Annotated in this window: 17 protein-coding genes and 5 tRNA genes; 11 read left to right on the top strand and 11 right to left on the bottom strand. The window is 24.6% G+C overall.

The genetic code is table 11. From position 1 onward, the window contains the following. Positions 1-595: 595 nt before the first annotated feature. Positions 596-682, bottom strand: a tRNA-Leu gene (locus SSDC_RS01480). Between the two features lie 47 nt (positions 683-729). Here SSDC_RS01480 and rlmB point away from each other — a divergent pair. The 3 genes from rlmB (at position 730) to SSDC_RS02165 (ending at position 2,200) form a co-directional block, all read left to right on the top strand. After that, entirely contained in the window at positions 730-1,470 is a 741-nt protein-coding gene (gene rlmB / locus SSDC_RS01475; RefSeq protein WP_041193116.1) for a 23S rRNA (guanosine(2251)-2'-O)-methyltransferase RlmB, read from the top strand. Between the two features lie 377 nt (positions 1,471-1,847). Beyond that, entirely contained in the window at positions 1,848-2,009 is a 162-nt protein-coding gene (locus tag SSDC_RS02170; RefSeq protein WP_020915547.1) for a ribose-5-phosphate isomerase A, read from the top strand. Between the two features lie 14 nt (positions 2,010-2,023). Continuing rightward, positions 2,024-2,200 (top strand): split ribose-5-phosphate isomerase A, encoded by a 177-nt coding sequence (locus SSDC_RS02165; RefSeq protein WP_020915546.1) that lies wholly within the window; start codon positions 2,024-2,026, stop codon positions 2,198-2,200. An 81-nt stretch (positions 2,201-2,281) separates the two neighbouring features. Here SSDC_RS02165 and SSDC_RS01465 read toward each other — a convergent pair whose 3' ends face one another. The 4 genes from SSDC_RS01465 to cysS form a co-directional block, all read right to left on the bottom strand. Then, the gene (locus tag SSDC_RS01465; protein WP_020915545.1) at positions 2,282-2,518 is read right to left on the bottom strand and encodes an oxidative damage protection protein; all 237 of its coding nucleotides are present in this window, start codon (positions 2,516-2,518) and stop codon (positions 2,282-2,284) included. 108 nt (positions 2,519-2,626) lie between these two features. Further along, positions 2,627-4,057, bottom strand: coding sequence for a tRNA lysidine(34) synthetase TilS (tilS, locus tag SSDC_RS01460; protein ID WP_020915544.1), 1,431 nt, complete (start codon positions 4,055-4,057; stop codon positions 2,627-2,629). Beyond that, complete coding sequence (locus SSDC_RS01455; protein ID WP_020915543.1) at positions 4,026-4,994, bottom strand: acetyl-CoA carboxylase carboxyltransferase subunit alpha; 969 nt, start codon at positions 4,992-4,994, stop codon at positions 4,026-4,028. Before SSDC_RS01455 ends, tilS begins: the two co-directional genes overlap by 32 nt. A gap of 28 nt (positions 4,995-5,022) precedes the next feature. After that, positions 5,023-6,441, bottom strand: a complete 1,419-nt coding sequence (gene cysS, locus SSDC_RS01450; RefSeq protein WP_020915542.1) for a cysteine--tRNA ligase — start codon at positions 6,439-6,441, stop codon at positions 5,023-5,025. Positions 6,442-6,907: 466 nt separating this feature from the next. On the opposite strand from cysS, the gene SSDC_RS01445 reads away from it, so the two are divergent. After that, positions 6,908-9,208 (top strand): NADP-dependent malic enzyme, encoded by a 2,301-nt coding sequence (locus SSDC_RS01445; protein WP_020915541.1) that lies wholly within the window; start codon positions 6,908-6,910, stop codon positions 9,206-9,208. Positions 9,209-9,323: 115 nt separating this feature from the next. Here the strand turns inward: SSDC_RS01445 and SSDC_RS01440 are convergent, their stop codons facing one another. Further along, entirely contained in the window at positions 9,324-9,593 is a 270-nt protein-coding gene (locus SSDC_RS01440; RefSeq protein WP_020915540.1) for an RnfH family protein, read from the bottom strand. Positions 9,594-9,749: 156 nt separating this feature from the next. Between SSDC_RS01440 and smpB the strand changes: the two genes are divergently transcribed. After that, positions 9,750-10,211: an SsrA-binding protein SmpB gene (gene smpB / locus SSDC_RS01435; protein ID WP_020915539.1), complete on the top strand. Its 462-nt coding sequence runs from the start codon at positions 9,750-9,752 to the stop codon at positions 10,209-10,211. A 69-nt stretch (positions 10,212-10,280) separates the two neighbouring features. Here the strand turns inward: smpB and SSDC_RS01430 are convergent, their stop codons facing one another. Further along, positions 10,281-11,282 (bottom strand): RluA family pseudouridine synthase, encoded by a 1,002-nt coding sequence (locus tag SSDC_RS01430; RefSeq protein WP_020915538.1) that lies wholly within the window; start codon positions 11,280-11,282, stop codon positions 10,281-10,283. A 146-nt stretch (positions 11,283-11,428) separates the two neighbouring features. Between SSDC_RS01430 and SSDC_RS01425 the strand changes: the two genes are divergently transcribed. The 4 genes from SSDC_RS01425 to dnaQ all read left to right on the top strand — a co-directional run bounded on the left by SSDC_RS01425 (position 11,429) and on the right by dnaQ (position 13,818). Next, entirely contained in the window at positions 11,429-12,721 is a 1,293-nt protein-coding gene (locus tag SSDC_RS01425) for a Glu/Leu/Phe/Val family dehydrogenase (protein WP_020915537.1), read from the top strand. A 158-nt stretch (positions 12,722-12,879) separates the two neighbouring features. Next, positions 12,880-12,952 (top strand) — tRNA-Ile (locus tag SSDC_RS01420). Positions 12,953-12,963: 11 nt separating this feature from the next. Continuing rightward, a tRNA-Ala gene (locus SSDC_RS01415) sits at positions 12,964-13,039 on the top strand. Between the two features lie 86 nt (positions 13,040-13,125). Next, entirely contained in the window at positions 13,126-13,818 is a 693-nt protein-coding gene (gene dnaQ / locus SSDC_RS01410; RefSeq protein WP_020915536.1) for a DNA polymerase III subunit epsilon, read from the top strand. 31 nt (positions 13,819-13,849) lie between these two features. Here dnaQ and SSDC_RS01405 read toward each other — a convergent pair. From SSDC_RS01405 to bioA, 4 genes are all read right to left on the bottom strand, one after another. After that, positions 13,850-13,939: transfer RNA gene (locus SSDC_RS01405), tRNA-Leu, on the bottom strand. A 140-nt stretch (positions 13,940-14,079) separates the two neighbouring features. Then, positions 14,080-14,167 (bottom strand) — tRNA-Ser (locus SSDC_RS01400). A gap of 80 nt (positions 14,168-14,247) precedes the next feature. Beyond that, a complete protein-coding gene (bioB, locus tag SSDC_RS01395; RefSeq protein WP_020915535.1) occupies positions 14,248-15,294 on the bottom strand; it encodes a biotin synthase BioB in 1,047 nt (348 codons plus the stop codon). A gap of 174 nt (positions 15,295-15,468) precedes the next feature. Then, a complete protein-coding gene (bioA, locus tag SSDC_RS01390; RefSeq protein WP_020915534.1) occupies positions 15,469-16,845 on the bottom strand; it encodes an adenosylmethionine--8-amino-7-oxononanoate transaminase in 1,377 nt (458 codons plus the stop codon). 188 nt (positions 16,846-17,033) lie between these two features. Here bioA and ribD point away from each other — a divergent pair, with 188 nt between their 5' ends. Beyond that, the gene (gene ribD / locus SSDC_RS01385; protein WP_020915533.1) at positions 17,034-18,122 is read left to right on the top strand and encodes a bifunctional diaminohydroxyphosphoribosylaminopyrimidine deaminase/5-amino-6-(5-phosphoribosylamino)uracil reductase RibD; all 1,089 of its coding nucleotides are present in this window, start codon (positions 17,034-17,036) and stop codon (positions 18,120-18,122) included. A 25-nt stretch (positions 18,123-18,147) separates the two neighbouring features. After that, complete coding sequence (locus SSDC_RS01380) at positions 18,148-19,833, top strand: electron transfer flavoprotein-ubiquinone oxidoreductase (protein WP_020915532.1); 1,686 nt, start codon at positions 18,148-18,150, stop codon at positions 19,831-19,833. Positions 19,834-19,895 lie beyond the last annotated feature (62 nt).

Here is a 19,895-nt window from a genome sequence, read left to right as displayed (position 1 = left end):
CAATATATTGTATCTGTTCTGCTTTAAATTGTTTACCAATTCTAAAAATTTTAATATGATGGAGTCTGCGTGCTTACATAGAATTATATTACTGTTTGGAATAATCTTTTTAATCGTGGAAATTTAAAAAAAATGAAACATAGAAATTACTGTTTTACAATTAGTAAAAAAATTTTTAGTTTATGTAACTACTGTTGGTAGTAATAAAAAATAAATTGATTTGGTAATTAATTATAAAAAATGATTTTTTAAAAGAAATTAAATATAATTATACAAAATATGTAAATGTTATTTTAGATATGATTTGAGTAGATTACATAGATAAAAATATTAAATTATTAGCCTTAGAAGAATGCTTAGGTTTTATGGATAATTTTATGGTTAAAACGATTAATATTTACTGAATCTACCTTACGGTCTCGTACAATTATAGAAAAATAAAAAATTTGTAAAGAAATTAAGAAAAAAAAGAGATTGTGCAGCGTATTTACTTATGGAAAGTTGTGAGCATATAGTAAAAATTTTATTAAAAGTTAAAAATTAAAATATATTATATTTATAATCTTTATTGAATTTTTTATATCAATTCTATTTTTACCCAAGGGGGGAATTGAACCCCCAATATATTTATTTAAAAACATAGTTCTGAACTATGCGCGTCTACCAATTTCGCCACATGGGTATTTTATACTAATTTTAACATTAAAATATATTTTTAAAAATATGTCTATAAAAGAAAAAATAATATTTGGTTTTCATGCAATAAATTCAAAAATTATTCAAAACTCATCTTCAATAAAAACATTATATATTGATATTTCACGTAACGATAATCGCATGAAAAATATAATTAAAAATGCAAAATTAGCCAATATTCATATAATTTCTATAAATAATAAAAAATTGTTTCATATAGCAAAAACACATAATCATCAAGGAGTAGTTGCTAAAATAAAAGAATTTTCTTTTAAAAAAAATCTTTATGAATTATTAGATTCTATTAAAGAACCATTATTATTATTAATACTTGATGAAATTACTGATCCACATAATTTGGGGGCATGTTTACGTGTCGCAGATGGAGCTGGAGTGCACGCAATTATTTCTACTAAAAATAATTCAGTGGGTTTAAACGCAACAGTTGCTAAAGTTTCTAGTGGAGCTATTGAAACAATTCCATTTTTTACTGTAACTAATTTATCTAATACCTTATGTAAATTAAAGGAACGTAATATTTATTTAATTGGCGCTAGTAATAAATCAAAAAAAAGTTTATATAATACTAATTTTTTAGATTCTTCAGCTATTATTATGGGATCAGAAAAAAAAGGGCTTCGTCACTTAACAAAAAAAAATTGTGATATTTTGATTAATATTCCCATGTCTGGATTAATAGAAAGTTTAAATGTTTCAGTTGCTGCTGGTATAATTTTATTCGAAGCACGTCGTCAAAGAATAATTAATATTTAATTTTTAAATACTATTTATTAAGGTTTAATAATTATTGGAAATTCAGTGCGAATTATAAAGAAGTATTAAAAAATAAAAATTTTTAAAAAAAACATAATTTTCATAAAAATGGAAAAAAGAACAAATAAAAAAAAATAATTTCGAATTATGCAATTAATTATATTATAAATAAAGATTATATTGGTATTGGAAGTGGATCAACTATTAATTTTTTTATTGATGAATTAAAAAAATAAATTACCTTATCCTTATAAAAGGTGCAGTTGCTTCATCAAGAGAAACTGAAAAAAAATTATATATAAAAATTGTATTAATGTAATTGAATTAAATCAAGTATATCATACCTATATATAGATAGTGCAGATGAAATTAATGAAATGGGTATAATGATTAAAGTAGGAAAGGCGACATTAACCCGAAAAAAAATTATTACTTCAGTATCTGAAAAAATAATTTGTATAGCAGAAGAATTAAAATTAGTAAAATATCTAGGTAGGCAATACATGCCCTTTACCAATCAATTGAAGTCATTCCAATAGCGAGTTCATCTGTTTTGCTTCAATTAATCAAATTAGGAGAAAATCCAAGTTTACGTATTAAAAATGGAAAACCAATTATAACTGATAATTTTTGTTTTATTATTGATGTAACAGGATTAAAAATTATTAATCCTGTATCTCTTAAAAAATCAAATTCTAGGTGTAGTTACAGTTGGTTTATTTGCTATTAGAAAAGCAGATATTTGTTTACTTGGATCAAAAAATAATGTAAAAACATTATTATTTAATAAATAAAATTTTTTAATATAAATTTATTTGTTATTAAAAAAATAATATTTCATTTGATTAATTAAGTATTTTCTATGTCCAACCTCAGAAAGATTTAAACGATTTTCATTAATTAACATAGTTTGATATTTTAACCATGAATACCAAGCTTTTTTTGAAACATTTTTCCATATTTTTTCCCCTATTTCTCCTGGAAATGGAGGAGAATCTAAACCTTCTTCTTTACAATTTAATTTAATACAGTTCACAATATGTTTCATGATTTTTATTTTTTTTCATGATTTTTATTTTTAAGATTTAAAAATATTTTCTATATAGAGTATTATAAAAGATATTTATATATATTTAAAATTATAATATTTTTATATCTAATTATCTAAATTAATCCAATGTAAACAAATACGCTCTCCTTTATTTGTTTGATAGATATAATTTATTCCAATACCGGCCGCATATAATAAATTATTAAAATTTAAAGTATTATTGATATTTTGAACATAAATAATTGGTAAATTAAAACGATTCCATATAGGAATATTCATTTCTCTATAATAATTTTTAATATTTTTATTATAACTATTTTTTGTTAATTTTAATCGTTCTTTTCCTGTTTTATTTTTAATTAATAAAAATTGTTTTCTTAGCCAGGATACATTTATTCCAATTTTATCCCCAGTAACCGGACAAAAATATAAAACTCCATTAAAATTAGAAAATATTATTTTTGATTCTTTATCCCAAATAAATGATTGATTTATGTTTTTATTTATATTTTTATTTATTTTTTCTTTTTTTAAGCAAAACAATTGATTACGATAACTTTTTATATGATATTGTGCATGCATTATAGATATTTGTTTATGACATTTTTTTTCTAAAATTTGATTATATAATTTATTTAACCAAATTGAAGATGGTTTTTTTGTATTATATTTGTTAAGCCAATAACGTAATAAATTTTTTACACGATCTGGATCAAATTTTTTTATCTTTCCAATATCAATAGATTTTTCTTTTGAGCATATTTTAAGATCTTTTTTTGCTAATAAATTTAATAATTTTTCTGCAGATTGCGCGTGATACGCAAATCGTGAAAATCTTTTTTTAAATCCTGGAAATAATTTTTCTAACAAAGGTATCACATATAATCTTAATATATTTCTTGTATAACGAGTATTATTATTTGATTCATCTTTTAAATAATTAAGAGAATGAAGTTGTGCATAATGTGCAATTTCATTACGTGAACAATGTAATAAAGGGCGTATAAGGATAATATTAGAATTATTCAATAAAGGTAATTTTTTATTAATAGCATATATTCCAGATAACCCAGAAATACCGCTTCCACGTAATAATTTTAATAAAATTGTTTCTGCTTGATCATCCTGATTATGTCCGGTTAGTAAATATTTTATATTATATTTTTGACATAATTCTTTTAATGCATAATATCTTTTTATTCTTGCATTTTCTTCAATATTTTTTTTATATGAAAATAAATCAATTTTAAAAGAATGAAATATAATGTTTTTATATATTTTACATGTATTTTTGCAGTGAATTAACCATTTATCTGAAGATGGACTTAATCCATGATTAATATGAAAAACATAAAATTGTATTTTATAATTACAAAAAAGAGTAAAAGAAATATCAAGTAATACCGATGAATCAATTCCTCCACTATAAGCTAAAGCAATTTTAGAATTATTTGATAAAAATGATATATCAAAAATATTCAAAAATTTTTTTAACATAATTTCTTCACATAGAATTAATTCTTTTAAATTTTCCATAATTCATTAATTTATTATAACGTATATTTAATAAGTCTTTAATTTTTATATTTTTAAATTTGTTTAATGTATTAAATAATATATTTTTTAGTGTATTAGACATTAATTTAATATTACGATGTGCTCCACCTATGGGTTCTTTTATAATTTTATTAATTAATCCAATTGATTTTAATTTATCAGCCGTCAATCCTAATGCTTCAGCTGCATCAGAAGCACGTTTTGAAGTTTTCCAAAGAATAGATGCGCAACCTTCCGGAGAAATAACAGAATAAATTGCGTATTGTAACATTAAAGTAATATCACTAACAGCAATTGCTAGTGCCCCCCCTGATCCTCCTTCACCAATAATAGTAGAAATCAATGGTACTTTTAATTTTGACATTACATAAATACTATGTCCAATTGCCTCAGATTGACCTCTTTCTTCTGCATCTATTCCTGGAAATGCGCCAGGTGTATCAATAAAAGTAAAAATAGGTAAATTAAATTTTTCAGCAATATGCATTAATCTAACTGCCTTACGATAACCTTCTGGTTTTGCCATACCAAAATTACGAATTATACGTTCATTAACATTTCTTCCTTTTTGATGCCCAATTACCATGCAAGATTCTCCATTAATACGAGCAAGAACACCAATAATTGATAAATCATCACCATAATTACGATCACCATGTAATTCATGAATATCGGTAAATATTTCACGAATATAATCTAATGTATATGGTCTTTTTGGATGGCGAGCAATTTGGGAAATTTGCCATGGAGTTAATTTAGAATAAATTTCCTCAGTTAATTTATTGCATTTTTTTACTAAATCATTAATTTCTTTTGAGGTATCAATATTAGAACTAAATTGTAAAGAACGTAATTTTTCTATTTTTTTTTCTAATTTAATAATTGGTTCCTCAAAATTCAAAAATATATTTTTCATTTTATTATCCAAGTACAAAAAATTTTAGTTAAATTCTTCTCCATTCTGTTTTACCATTAGGCATATCTTCTAAAATAATTCCATTATTAACTAATTCTTGACGTATTTTATCTGCCTCTAAAAAATTTTTTCTTTTTCTAGCTTCTGATCTAAAATAAATTTTTAATTTAATATCGTTTTCAGAATAATTTACATTTTTTTTCCTTTCAGTATAAATATTATTTTTTAAGAATTCATCTGATGAATATTCCAATAACCCTAACCAATTACCTAATCCTCGTAATTGTTTAGCCATTTTTATAGATTTATTTTTATTAATTATATTAGCTAAATCAAATAATATGGAAATTGCAACCGGAGTATTAAAATCATCATTCATAGCTATTATAAAACGTTTTGCATGAGGTTCATTTAAATCAATAATTTTTTTATAATTTATTTTTGGTATATCTTTTATCGCTAAATATAATCGAATCAAACTTTTTTTAGCATAATTTAAATAAATTTCTGAATAATTTATTGTACTACGATAATGTGATCGTAAGATAAAAAATCTTATTACTTCTGGATTATATTTTTTTAATAAATCACGAATTGTACAAAAATTACCAAATGATTTTGACATTTTCTTATTATTTATTTTAACAAAACCGCTATGCATCCAATAGTTAACAAATTTATGTTTATATGCTCCTTCAGATTGAGCAATTTCATTTTCATGATGCGGGAATTTTAAATCTTGTCCTCCGCCATGAATATCAAAATGTGATCCTAATAAATAACAGGACATAGCAGAGCATTCGATATGCCATCCGGGGCGACCTGCCCCCCATTTAGAATTCCATCTAATTTCATAAGGATCATTATTTTTGGAAACTTTCCAAAGAGCAAAATCTAATGGATCTTTTTTAAAATTATTTTTTTCATTAATTTTATTAAAATTAGAAGAAATTAATCTACCAGATAACTTTCCATAATTTAAAAAATTACGAACAGAATAATTTACATCTCCATTAATTTTTCCATTATTATTTTGATAAGCCAATCCATTAAAAATTAATTTTTCAATCATTTTTAATATTTGTGGTATATAGTTAGTTGCGCAAGGTTGATAATCTGGAGGTTGAATATGAAGTAATAAAGAATCTTCTTGAGCTGCTTTAATAAAACGAGAAGTTAATGTTTTAATTGATTCATTATTTTTTTTAGCGCAGGCAATAATTTTATCATCAATATCAGTAATATTACGTACATATGTTACGTCATAATTATTAATACGTAACCAGCGTTGCACTATATCAAATACAATCATTAATCTTGCGTGACCGAGATGACAATAATCATAAGCAGTAATACCACATACATACAAACCTACTTTTCCTGGTGTTATTGGATAAAATATTTGTTTTTTACGAGAAAATGAATTATATATTCTTAAAGTACTCATAAGATTAAAATTTTCAAAAATTAATTAAAAAATTAATAGAATATAAAAACTAAATAAACATTATAATAATACATAAGATCTTTGATAATAAGATCTATATTAACGAGCAATTAATTTTTTAAAATAAAATGTGATATACTTAAATAAAGTAAAATTTTCTTCAAATTTTAAAAAATTTTATATAATTTAATTTTATTACTATTTTATCTATTTTTATTTATCTTAAATAATAATTTATTAAAATTAGAAAGTAAAAATATAAAATAATAAAAATAATATTTTTTATTATCTATTCAAAAATTTAAAAAATATATTTTGACTATAAATATATTTTATAGAATTTTTTTCAAATTTTTTTGTAATTAAATTACTGACTTAAAACAATTATTGTGTAATAAATTTACACAATTTCATAAAAATTAAATTATTTATTTTCATAAAATATTAACTAATAAAATATATTATAATGATTAATTTTAAAAAAAATTTTTGTAAAAAATCACATCAATCCGCTTTAGAGTATCATGAATTCCCTATCCCAGGAAAAATTAGTGTTATTCCAAGTAAACAACTTAGTAATCAAGATGATTTAGCATTAGCATATTCTCCGGGCGTGGCCTCTGCTTGCGAAGAAATTGTATCTAATTCAAATAATGTATTTAAATACACTACTAAAGGAAATTTAGTTGCAGTAATAACTAATGGAACAGCTGTTTTAGGAATGGGAAATATTGGTCCATTAGCATCTAAGCCAGTAATGGAAGGAAAAGCAGTATTATTTAAAAAATTTGCCGGAATTGATGTTTTTGATCTTGAAATAAATGAAACAGATCCAGACAAATTATGTGATATTATATTTTCATTAGAACCAACTTTTGGTGGTATTAATCTAGAAGATATTAAAGCTCCAGAATGTTTCTATATTGAAAAAAAATTACGTAATCATATGAAAATACCAGTATTTCATGATGATCAACATGGGACTGCTATTATCGTTGGATCAGCTATTTTAAATGGATTAAAATTAGTTAAAAAAAAAATGAAAGATTGTAAATTAGTGGTTTCTGGAGCAGGTGCTGCAGCATTAGCTTGTCTTGATTTAATTATTGATCTTGGTTTTCCATTACAAAATATTTTTGTTACAGATTTAGCTGGAGTTCTTTATAAGGGACGGTCTGAATTAATGGATTCAAATAAGGCTCGTTTTATAAAAGATACTACAGCTCGAACATTATCTGATATTATTCCTAATGCAGATATTTTTCTTGGATTATCAGTATCTGGAGTATTAAAAAAAGAAATGGTATTACAAATGGCAAAAAATCCTATAATATTAGCGTTAGCTAATCCATTACCAGAAATCTTACCAGAAGATATTAAATCTGTTAGAAATGATGCAATTATTGCTACAGGTCGTTCTGATTATCCTAATCAAGTAAATAATGTATTATGCTTTCCTTATATTTTTCGTGGAGCACTAGATTCTGGGGCTACAACTATTACACGGGAAATGGAAATTGCAGCAGTACATGCAATTGCTGATTTAGCTCAAATAGAACAATCTGATATTGTTAATACAACTTATGGAATTACTAATATGACATTTGGATCAGAATGTATTATTCCAAAGCCATTTGATCCTCGTTTAATGATTAAAATTGCTCCAGCTGTTGCAATTGCTGCCGAAAAATCTGGTGTTGCCACTAAACCAATTAAAGATATAGAAATTTATACAAATCATTTACAAAAATTTGTTTACCGTAGTAGTGCTTTTATGAATCCTATTTTTCAGATAGCTAAAAAAGCACAAAAAAATATTAAAAGAATTATTTATTCGGAAGGAGAAGAGGAAAAAATACTACGCGCTATACAAGTGGTTATTGATGAAAATTTGGCTTTTCCTATTTTAATTGGACGTACAAAAATTTTAGAACAACATATCAAAAAACTTAGATTACGAATAAAACCCGGAATACATTTTGAAATAATAGATCCTGATTTTAATAAACAGTATAAGGATTACTGGAAAACTTATTTATCTATGACAAATCGTAAGGGTATGATTGAGCAATATGCTCAATTAAAAATGAGAAAATGTAATACATTAATAGGCGCTATGGCTATTCATAAAGGAAATGCTGATGGAATGATTTGTGGTATTCTTGGTTCTACCAAATTACATTTAAATTATATCGATCAAATAATAGGCAAAAAAAATAAAACAAATATATATGCAGCAATGAGTAATTTAATTCTTATGGATCGGCAACTAATGTTGGTTGATACACATATTAATGAAAATCCAAACGCAGAAGAATTATCAGAAATTACAATTCTAGCAGCAAAAAAAATGTTTTCTCTTGGCTTAAAACCTCGTGTTGCTCTTTTATCTAATTCAAATTTTGGTTCAAATAATAATATTTCAGCTCATAAAATGAGGACAGCATTAAAATTAATACAAAAACAAATGCCAGAATTAGAAATTGATGGAGAAATGAATGGAAATTACGCTCTAAATAATGAATTATTACACAAACAAATACCAAATTCTAAATTAACTGGAGATGCTAATCTTTTGGTGTTACCAAATATTGAATCTGCAAATATAGCTTATAATTTATTAAAAATAACATCTGGTAATGGTGTTGCAATTGGCCCTATTTTATTAGGTTGTTCAAAACCGATTCATATTTTAACATCATCAGCGACAGTAAGAAGAATTGTAAATATGACTGCATTGTGTGTAATAGATGCTTTATCAAAATAAATTTTTTATTTTTTTGAAAAATAATTATTTAAATTTTATATTAATTGTTCACCAATATAACGGTGAACAAAATTTAATTAATATTAAAATTTTTAATATAATTAAGAATTATTAATTATTTTGCGATAATGTAATTTTTTGAATTAATGATCAATGGACGATAAATTTCAATTCTATCATTATTACGTAATATTGTATCTAATTTTTTTAATTTTCCATAAATACCTACTTTTAAATTAATTGAATTAATTTTACTAATTTTATGTAAAATATTACTTTGAAGAATTGCTGTTTGTATAGAAGTTTGATTTGTCACATATAATTCATACAAAATTTGTAATTGTAAATCAGCATAACAAATTTGAACATAAATTAATTTACTCATATGTTATTAATTAGAATTGACAAGTACTAAAATTATTAATTTGAATATGATTTAGTTGTTTTTTATATTTATTTATTAAAATTAAATAAATTAACGTTTAATTTTAATTCTAATAAAATATATTATCAAATTTTTTAAAATATACTTATAACAAGTATGATAATTACAAATAATAAAAAAGCATTATTTAATTATTTTCTAGAAGATTATTATGAAGCTGGCATTGTCCTAAAAGGATGGGAAGTTAAATCAATACGGGCAAAACATGTTCATTTAAAAGAATCATATATCATTATTCGTGATAATGAAATATTTTTGTTAGGCGCACATATTAGTATTTTATCTAATTTAAATGTTTTTACAGATATTAGTTATGACACAATTAGAACACGAAAATTATTATTGCATGCAACTGAAATTAAAAAATTAACTGGAAAGGTTAAAAAATCTGGATACACTTTAATTCCATCTAAATTATATTTTGTAAAAAATAGAATAAAATGCGAAATAGCTCTTGCTAAAGGAAAAAAACAATATGATAAACGTCGAAAAGAACGCGAACGTGATATAAAAAGAGAAACAGAAATAATTATAAAAAAATATAAAAATCAATTTTAATTTATAAAATTTTTTTAAAATTGATATTTTTAAAAATATTTAAAAAAAATTTTTTTATTATAGGAAATATTAAATCCATTTTATACCAGAAAATGTAATTAATTTAGAAATATCATCTGGAAGATTGATTCTCCATTTTAATTTTAAATTATTTTTTGGATGTATTAATCCTAATTTATAAGCATGTAATGCCTGTCTATTAAATATTAATGATTTTGAATATTTTTTACCATAAAGATTATCTCCAACTATTCCATGTCCTAACCATTGCATGTGTACTCTAATTTGATGAGTTCTTCCTGTTTTTAAATTACAGCGAATTAAACTAATATGTTTTTTATTAATTATCCCAGTCGCTAATCTTTCATAATAAGTTAAAGCTGGTTTAGCATTAAAATTTTTAGAAACAGTCATTTTAATACGATTATGTGGATTTCGCATTATTGCTGCATTAATCATTCCATTTAATTTTGGAATACCCCAAACCATTGCTAAATATTTTCTTTGAACAATGTGCATTTTTAATTGATTAACAAGATGTATATATGATTTTATTGATTTAGCAACAACCATTAATCCGCTACTATTCTTATCTAAACGATGTACAATACCCGCTCTAGGAACATTTATTAAAAATGGATAAATTTCTAAAAGATTATCAAATAATGTTCCAGATAAATTACCAATTGCCGGATGAACTACCAACCCAGCTGACTTATTAAGAATAATAATTTCATTATCTTCATAAATTATATCTAATTTTATTACTTTTTTTTCTGTTTTGTTTAAAAAAAAATTTTTTTTAGGTTTAATAATAATTAACTCATATCCAGAAATAATCATATCAGCTTCTGCTGTTTTATTATTAATTAATATCTGTTTTAATTTTATCCATTTTTGAATGCAATTTCGCGAATATTGATTTAATATTAATGATAGCGCTTTATCAAGTCTAATTCCATTAACTTTTTTAGTTAAACAAAATTTAATAGAAGTTAATATTGTATTAATTTTTAAAAAATTATTATTTATTTTATTGATAAAAAAATATGAATTTAAAAAATTTTTCATTGTACTAATTATTAGTATAATCACAAATATAATTATAATTTTAAAAATAAATTTTTTATTTTTACATGACTATTTTAAAATATTTTAAATTATTGTAATAATTTTAAATTATTAATATACTATCAATTAAAAAGGATATTATCAAAATGTCTAAATTTACAGATAATTCTAGACCATCTTATCTTTCACAAAATGATCTTGGGCCATGGGGTGTTTATTTACAGCAAATTGATCGTGTTACCCCATATCTTGGTTCTCTATCTCGCTGGATAGAGATATTGAAACATCCAAAAAAAATTTTAATAGTAGATGTTCCAATTGAGCATGATAATGGAGAAGTTTTTCATTACGAAGGATATCGTGTGCAACATAATATATTACGTGGTCCCGGAAAAGGTGGGGTACGTTTTCATCCGGATGTTACATTATCTGAAATAATTGCTTTATCTGGCTGGATGACAATAAAAAATGCTGCGGTTAATATACCTTATGGCGGAGCAAAGGGAGGAATTCGTGTTAATCCAAAAAATTTATCAAATAATGAATTAATGCGATTAACACGTCGTTATACTAATGAAATTAGCTCTATAATTGGATTAAATAAAGATATACCAGCGCCTGATGTTGGAACTGATATGCAGATTATGTCATGGATGATGGATACTTATTCAACAAAAAAAAATTACACTATACCAGGTATTGTTACAGGCAAACCAATCTCTATTGGGGGTAGTTTTGGTAGACAAAAAGCAACTGGGCGCGGTGTATTTATTATTGGTAGTAAAATTGCTTCTAAAATAAATTTAAATATTATTAACTCTAAAATTTCTATACAAGGGTTTGGTAATGTAGGTAGTGTTGCGGCAAATCTTTTTTTTAAAGCTGGCGCAAAAATTGTGGCAATACAGGATGATAAAACAACAATTTATAATCCAAATGGATTTAATATACCTAAGTTACAAAAATATGTTACTTTCACAAGAAGTATAAAAGATTTTAATGAGGGTGAAAAAATTAATGATTCTAAAGAATTTTGGTCTATTCCATGTGACATATTGATTCCAGCTGCGATTGAAGATCAAATTACCATTAATAATGCAAATAATGTTACAGCAAAAATTATATTAGAAGGAGCTAATGGACCAACAACAACAGAAGCGGATGATATTTTGCGAGATAAAGGAATAATATTAGCGCCAGACGTTATTACTAATGCCGGAGGTGTAATTGTTAGTTATTTTGAGTGGGTACAAAATCTTTCTAATTTATTATGGACAGAACAAGAAATTAATTTAAGATTAAATAATATTATATGTAATGCATTTAATGCTATATGGGAATTAGCTAACACAAAAAAAGTATCATTACGTACCGCTGCGTTTATAATAGGTTGTACGAGAGTTTTGCAAGCACACAAAACAAGAGGATTATATGTATAGATTTATGAAGTTAAAAGTATTTAGATTTATGTAAATTTAAAAATAATTTATTTTTTAAAATTTATTTATAAAAATTAAAAAAATTTTTAAAAAATATTTTGTTAAAACGATACAAAAAATAATTTTAGTATTATAATGTTATTATATATTTAAATTTTAGGTCTGTAGCTCAGTTGGTAGAGCACCGTGTTGATAACGCGGTAGTCGTTGGTTCGAGTCCAATCAGACCTATATATATGAATGGGGGTTTAGCTCAGTTGGTAGAGCACCTGCTTTGCAAGCAGGATGTCATCGGTTCAATTCCGATAACCTCCACCACATTTTATTTCTAACTCAATTTATTAAAATTTAAAAATATTTTTTTAAATTGTTAATCAATATTATTAAATAATTTTTTTTATAAAATGCATCGTCATATTGTTTTAGATATAGAAACAACAGGATTAAATATTATTGATGGTCATCGTATTATTGAAATTGGATGCGTAGAAATTAAAAATCGTCAAATTACTGGAAATAATTTACATTATTATATTAACCCCGGTAGAGATTCCGAAAAAAGTGCTTTAGCTATACATGGTTTAACAACAAAATTTCTTAAAAATAAATCAAAATTTTCAGAAATTGTAGATAATTTTTTAAATTATGTTTCTAATTCTGAAATTATAATTCATAACGCAGCATTTGATGTTGGATTTTTGGATATGGAATTATCTCTTTTAGGTTATTCAAATTTTACAAAATATATTTATCGAATTACTGATACATTATTGATGGCAAGAAAAATACATACTGGAAAACGTAATTCTTTAGATGCATTATGTGATCGCTATAATATTTCAAAAATACATAGAACTTTACATGGCGGTTTACTTGACGCAGAACTTTTAGCGGAAGTATATCTAGCAATGACCAGAGGTCAAAGTAATTTAAATTTTAAACCTAAAATTAATAATTCAAATAATATTGAAACTAAAATAAAAATACCAAATAATATTCCAATAAAATTAGCCAATTCCAATGAGTTAGTTGAACATAATATGATTCTATCTAAGATAGATAAACATTCAAATGGAAGATGTATTTGGAAAAAGTAATTGAATATAATGTATTGATTTATATAATAAATGGTGCCCTGGGCCGGACTTGAACCGGCAAGCTTTAATTTATTAGCGAGGGATTTTAAGTCCCTTGTGTATACCATTTCACCACCAGGGCGACTTAATTTATATTTAAATTTAAAATTAATATTTTTATTTTCAACAATTATATTATAAAAATAATTATATTTAATTTCAATAATTATTTTTATTTCATTGATTATTAAAAATATTTAAAAAATTTTTATTTAAAATATATGGAAGTGGTGAGATTCGAACTCACGAACCGGTTTTACCTGTTGCCAGTTTTCAAGACTGGTGCCTTAAACCTCTCGGCCACACTTCCTTTTATCTTTGATTCTAAATATATTTTATTATAATTAAATATATTTTAATAGTAATATAATTAATTTTTTATTATTAAATCTAAATTTGTTTTATATTATTTTTCATTTTAATTTTTATATTTCGAGTATTTATTCCTAATTTTTTAAGTAATTTACTATCATCATTAGTTTTTGTATTATCAGTAGTTAAAAGTTTATCGCCATAAAAAATTGAATTAGCTCCAGCTAAAAAACAAAAAGCTTGTGTTGTCTCCCCCATTTCTTTTCGACCGGCTGACATTCTTATCCTAGAAGTTGGCATAGTTATTCGTGCGACAGCTATAGTTCGTATAAATTCTAATGGATCTAAAATAGAAGAACCATATAATGGAGTTCCTTTAATTTGTACTAAATTATTAATAGGAACTGATTCTGGATATGGATTTAAATTTGCTAATTGAAAAATTAATTCTGCACGCTGATCTCTGGACTCAGATAATCCTATTATACCGCCGCAACATATATTAATACCTACATTACGCACATTTTTAAGTGTATTAAGTCTATTTTCATAATCTCTTGTGCTAATAATATCTCCATATAATTTAGGAGAAGTATCTAAATTATGATTATAATAATCCAAACCAACTTTTTTTAAACGATATGCTTGATTTTCATTTAACATACCTAATGTTAAACAAGTTTCTAAACCTATTTTTTTAACCTCACAAATCATATTTTCAATGTTATCTAAATCTCTGTCTTTTAATTCTCTCCATGCTGCTCCCATGCAAAATCTAGTAGCTCCATCTGATTTTGCTTTTTGAGCGGCGGTAATAACTGATTCTATAGATAAAATTTTTGTAGCTGTAATTTCTGTATTATAATGTGTAGATTGAGGACAATATCCACAATCTTCTGTACAACCTCCGGTTTTTATAGATAATAGTACCGCTAATTCAATTTCATTGGCATCAAAATATTTTCTATGTACTTTTTGAGCGCGAAATAATAAATCATTAAATGGTAAATTAAATAAATTAATTACTTCATCAAGCTTCCAAATTAATGATTGTGATGATGAAATAGCATTATTTTTTTTTATAGAATTAGATTCTTTAGAAGATTGAATAATTTTCAGTGACATATTAATTATAAATATGAATTATAAATCATTGTTTTAATAAAAAATTTAAAAATAAATTATCTAAAATATTTTAATATTATTTATTTTTTAAAAAAAATCTTATTTAGTTAAATATTTATAATCTATTGTTAAATATTTTTTTGAAATTTACGTGTAAATTTCAAAATTTTATTTTTATGTAATTACTTCATTAAAAGTTTGAAAAATTGCTGATGTCATATGTTGTATTTCATTTTTATTAAGAATATATGGAGGCATTAAATAAACTGTATTTCCAATCGGTCTTAATAATAATTCATTTTTTAAAGCAGCAACAAAAAATTTTTTAGAAAATGTTTCTATTTGTTCTGGGTCTTCAATTATAACATCAAATGCCCAGATCATTCCCTTTTGACGAAAATTAATAATCTTAGGATGTGTTATTAAAGAAGTAAGTGCTTTTGTAATTTTTTTCATGTCCTGAGAAATTCGTTGTAATATGTTATCTTTATTAAAAATTTCTAATGTTGCTAATGCAGCGCAACAAGCTAATGGATTTCCACTATATGAATGTGAATGTAAAAAAATATTTATATTATTTTTATAATAAATTGAATTATAAATTTTATCAGTAGTCATTACTAATGATAAAGGCAAATAACCTCCTGTAATACCTTTTGATAAACAAAGAAAATCCGGCCAAATTTCAGCATGCTCACAAGCAAAAAATTTTCCAGTTCGACCGCATCCAACCGCAATTTCATCTGCAATTAAATGAATATTGTAATTATTACAAATTTCACGAACTAACTTTAAATATATTGAATCATACATTATCATACCACCAGCACATTGCACTAATGGTTCAATAATAATAGCAGCAATCTTATTGTGATTTTTTTTTAAAAGAATTTCTAAATCAAAAATAGCACATCTAGCTATTTCATTAGCACTATTTCCTTTATTTATATTTCTTGAATCTGGTGTGGTAATAATATAAGTTTTGTTTAATAAAGACGTATATATTTCTTTAAATGACTGAATATTAGTTACCGCTAAAGCTCCTAATGTTTCACCATGATAACTATTTTGTAAACAAATAAATTTTTTTTTATTTAAAAATCCTTTGTTGTACCAATAATGAAAACTCATTTTCAAAGCAACTTCAACGGCAGATGCTCCATCGGAGCCATAAAAACAATGTCCAAGTTTATATTGAGTAAGAGATGATAATTTTTCTGATAATTTTATTACTGGTTTATGCGTTAAATTAGATAGCATTACATGTTCTAATTTATTAAGTTGATTTTTTAATGCTTTATTAATATAAGAATTAGAATGACCAAAAAGATTAACCCACCAAGAACTAATAGCATCTAAATAACGTTTTCCTGAAACATCAATTAACCATGGACCATTTCCATGACTAATTGGAATCAATGGAATTTTATAAAAATTACTTTTATTTTCTACAGGATATTTTATTTGCGCACAAGGATGCCATACGTTTTTTAAACTTCTTATCACTAAATTATTTGAAGATTTTTTTTTAAAATAAACGATATTATTCATAATATTTATTATTAATTTATAAAGTATATAAAATATATTTTTATTTTTAAAAATATTTATTATATTATTATATATAATATTAATTAAAATATATTTAAAGAAAAATTATAATTATAATTTTTCTTTTTTTTAATTTTCTAATGCAATATAAATATTATAATAACTGATTGTTATAATTTATTTTTATAATGTTTTTTGATTCAATTGACTTTATGGCAATGACGTTAGCTTTACAACAAGCTAAATTATCAATAAATAGTTCTCCTAATCCTAGAGTTGGGTGTGTTATTGTAAAAGAAAAACGCATTATTTCTTGTGGTTATACGAAAAGTCCAGGTGGGAATCATGCTGAAATTGATGCTCTTTTAAATGCAGCTGCGCAAGGTTATGATGTATATAATTCTACTGTTTATATTACTCTTGAACCTTGTAGTTATTTTGGTTATACCCCACCTTGTACAGAGGCTTTAATTAAATCTGGTATTAAAAAAGTTATTATTGCGATCAATGACCCTAATCCACTAGTTTCAGGAAAAGGAGTGGCTCAACTTATTTCGGCTGGGATTTCTGTTAAACAAGGATTGATGCAAAAAGAAGCATACGAGATAAATATTGGTTTTTTTTCAAGAATGCAAAGAGGAATACCATGGGTACGTATGAAAATAGCTAGTAGCTTAGATAATAAAACTTCTTTATATAATAATTCTAGTCAATGGATTACATCAAAAGAATCGCGTAATGACAGCCATATATGGCGAGCGCGCTCTTGTGCTATTTTAACGGGAATTGGAACTGTATTAAAAGATAATCCTCGGTTAAATGTACGATCAATAAAAACATCACATCAACCATATCGTATTGTAATTGATAGTTATTTACGTATTGACCCATTTTTTAGAGTTTTAAAAGGAGGTGGTAGTTGTATATTTACTGCTACAGACCTTCCAATGAAAAGAAAAATATTAGAAGATCTTGGTCATGAAGTTATTGTATTACCAAATAATTTAGGAAAAGTTGATCTTCAAGCGGTTATTATTGAATTAGGGAAAAGAAAAATTAATGAACTTCATATTGAGGCTGGTTATCAATTAAATACCGCATTAATATTAGAAGGATGTGTAGACGAATTGTTGCTATATATATCCCCAATTTTGATTGGAGAAGCATATAATATGTTTACTTTACCTCCTCATTATTCATTAGATAAAAAAATAAAATTAAAGTTTCATGAAATACAAAAAATTGGTCCTGATATACGTATATTAGCAAGATTTTAATTATAAAATATTTTAAGGTAAAAATATGAATTATATATCTTCATTAAATCATTCTTTAATTAATAAATATGGACCTAGGGAATCTATTGAATATGATGTGATTATAGTTGGAGGTGGCCCATCAGGGCTTTCTGCGGCAATCAGGCTTAAACAATTAGCTATTAAAAAAAATAAAGAAATTAAAATCTGTGTACTAGAAAAAGGAAGTGAACTTGGGGCACATATTTTATCAGGAGCAATAATAGATCCACGATCTATTTTCGAGTTATTCCCAAAAGAAAAATTAAATAAATTATTCAATACTCCTGTTATAGAAGAACGTTTTTTATTTTTATCTTCAAAAAAATCATACAAAATTCCATCTTGGATACTGCCAATTTGTTTTAAAAATCACGGTAATTATATTATCTCACTTTCAGATTTAGTTCGCTGGATGGGTAAAAAAGCAGAAAATATGGGGATAGATATTTTTTCTGGTTTTTCTGCATCTGAAATTTTATATGATAGTAAAAATAATGTTTGCGGGATTGCTACTAATAATTTTGGTATAAATAAAGAGGGTATAATTAAAAAAAATTTTCAATTAGGAATAGAATTATATGCAAAATATACATTATTTGCAGAAGGATCAAGAGGGCATCTCAGTAAACAAATAATTAAAAAATTTAATTTAGATAATAAAAAAGATCCACAAACTTATAGTTTAGGAATTAAAGAACTCTGGACAATAAACCCAAAATTACATAAAAAGGGTTTAGTAATTCATACAATTGGTTGGCCTCTTGATTATAAAACTTACGGTGGTGGATTTTTATATCATATGGAAAATAATCAAATTTCTATTGGATACATTATCTCTCTTGATTATAAAAATCCTTATTTATCTCCATTTGAGGAGTTTCAACGTTATAAAACTCATCCAAAAATATGTAAAATTTTAAAAGGTGGAAAAAGAATTTCTTATGGCGCGAGAACTATAACAACTGGGGGGTTGCAATCATTGCCAGAATTTATTTTTGATGGAGGAGCATTCATTGGTTGTAATGCAGGATTTATGAATGTAAGTCGTATAAAAGGTATACATACCTCAATAAAAAGCGGTATATTAGTGGCGGATTCGATATTTAAAAAGATTTGTTCTAATAATAAATTTAATAAATTAATAACATATAAAACAAGTTTTCAAGCTTCTTGGTTATATAAAGAACTTTATAAAGCTCGTAATTTTAAACCAGCAATGAAAAAAGGATTATATATTGGTATGTTAATAATAGGGATTGATCAAATATTATTTTCCGGAAAATTTCCTTTTACATTACATAATATAAATTCAGATTACACTTATCTTGAACCTGCTTCAAAACATATTCCTATAAAATATCCTAACCCAGATAATAAATTAACATTTGATAAACTTTCTTCAATATATGTTTCAAATATTAATCATGATGAAGATCAACCGATACATCTTATATTAAAAAATAAAAAAATACCTATTCATATAAATTTTTCTATTTATGCGGGACCTGAGGCTCGTTATTGTCCAGCTGGTGTATATGAATTTATAATAGAAAAAAATAAAATCCAACATTTACAAATTAATGCACAAAATTGTATTCATTGTAAAACTTGTGATATAAAAGATCCTACTCAAAATATTGAATGGATTACTCCGGAGGGAGGAAGTGGAACAAATTATCCTAATATGTAATAAAAAATTTTAATAATAAAAAATTAAATATAACATAATAATTTTAAATAAATATATTGATT

Source organism: Candidatus Profftella armatura, from assembly GCF_000441555.1.
Lineage (GTDB): Bacteria > Pseudomonadota > Gammaproteobacteria > Burkholderiales > Burkholderiaceae > Profftella > Profftella armatura.
Note: the sequence above shows the minus strand (reverse complement) of the source record. Positions and strands in the feature narration are given on the sequence as shown.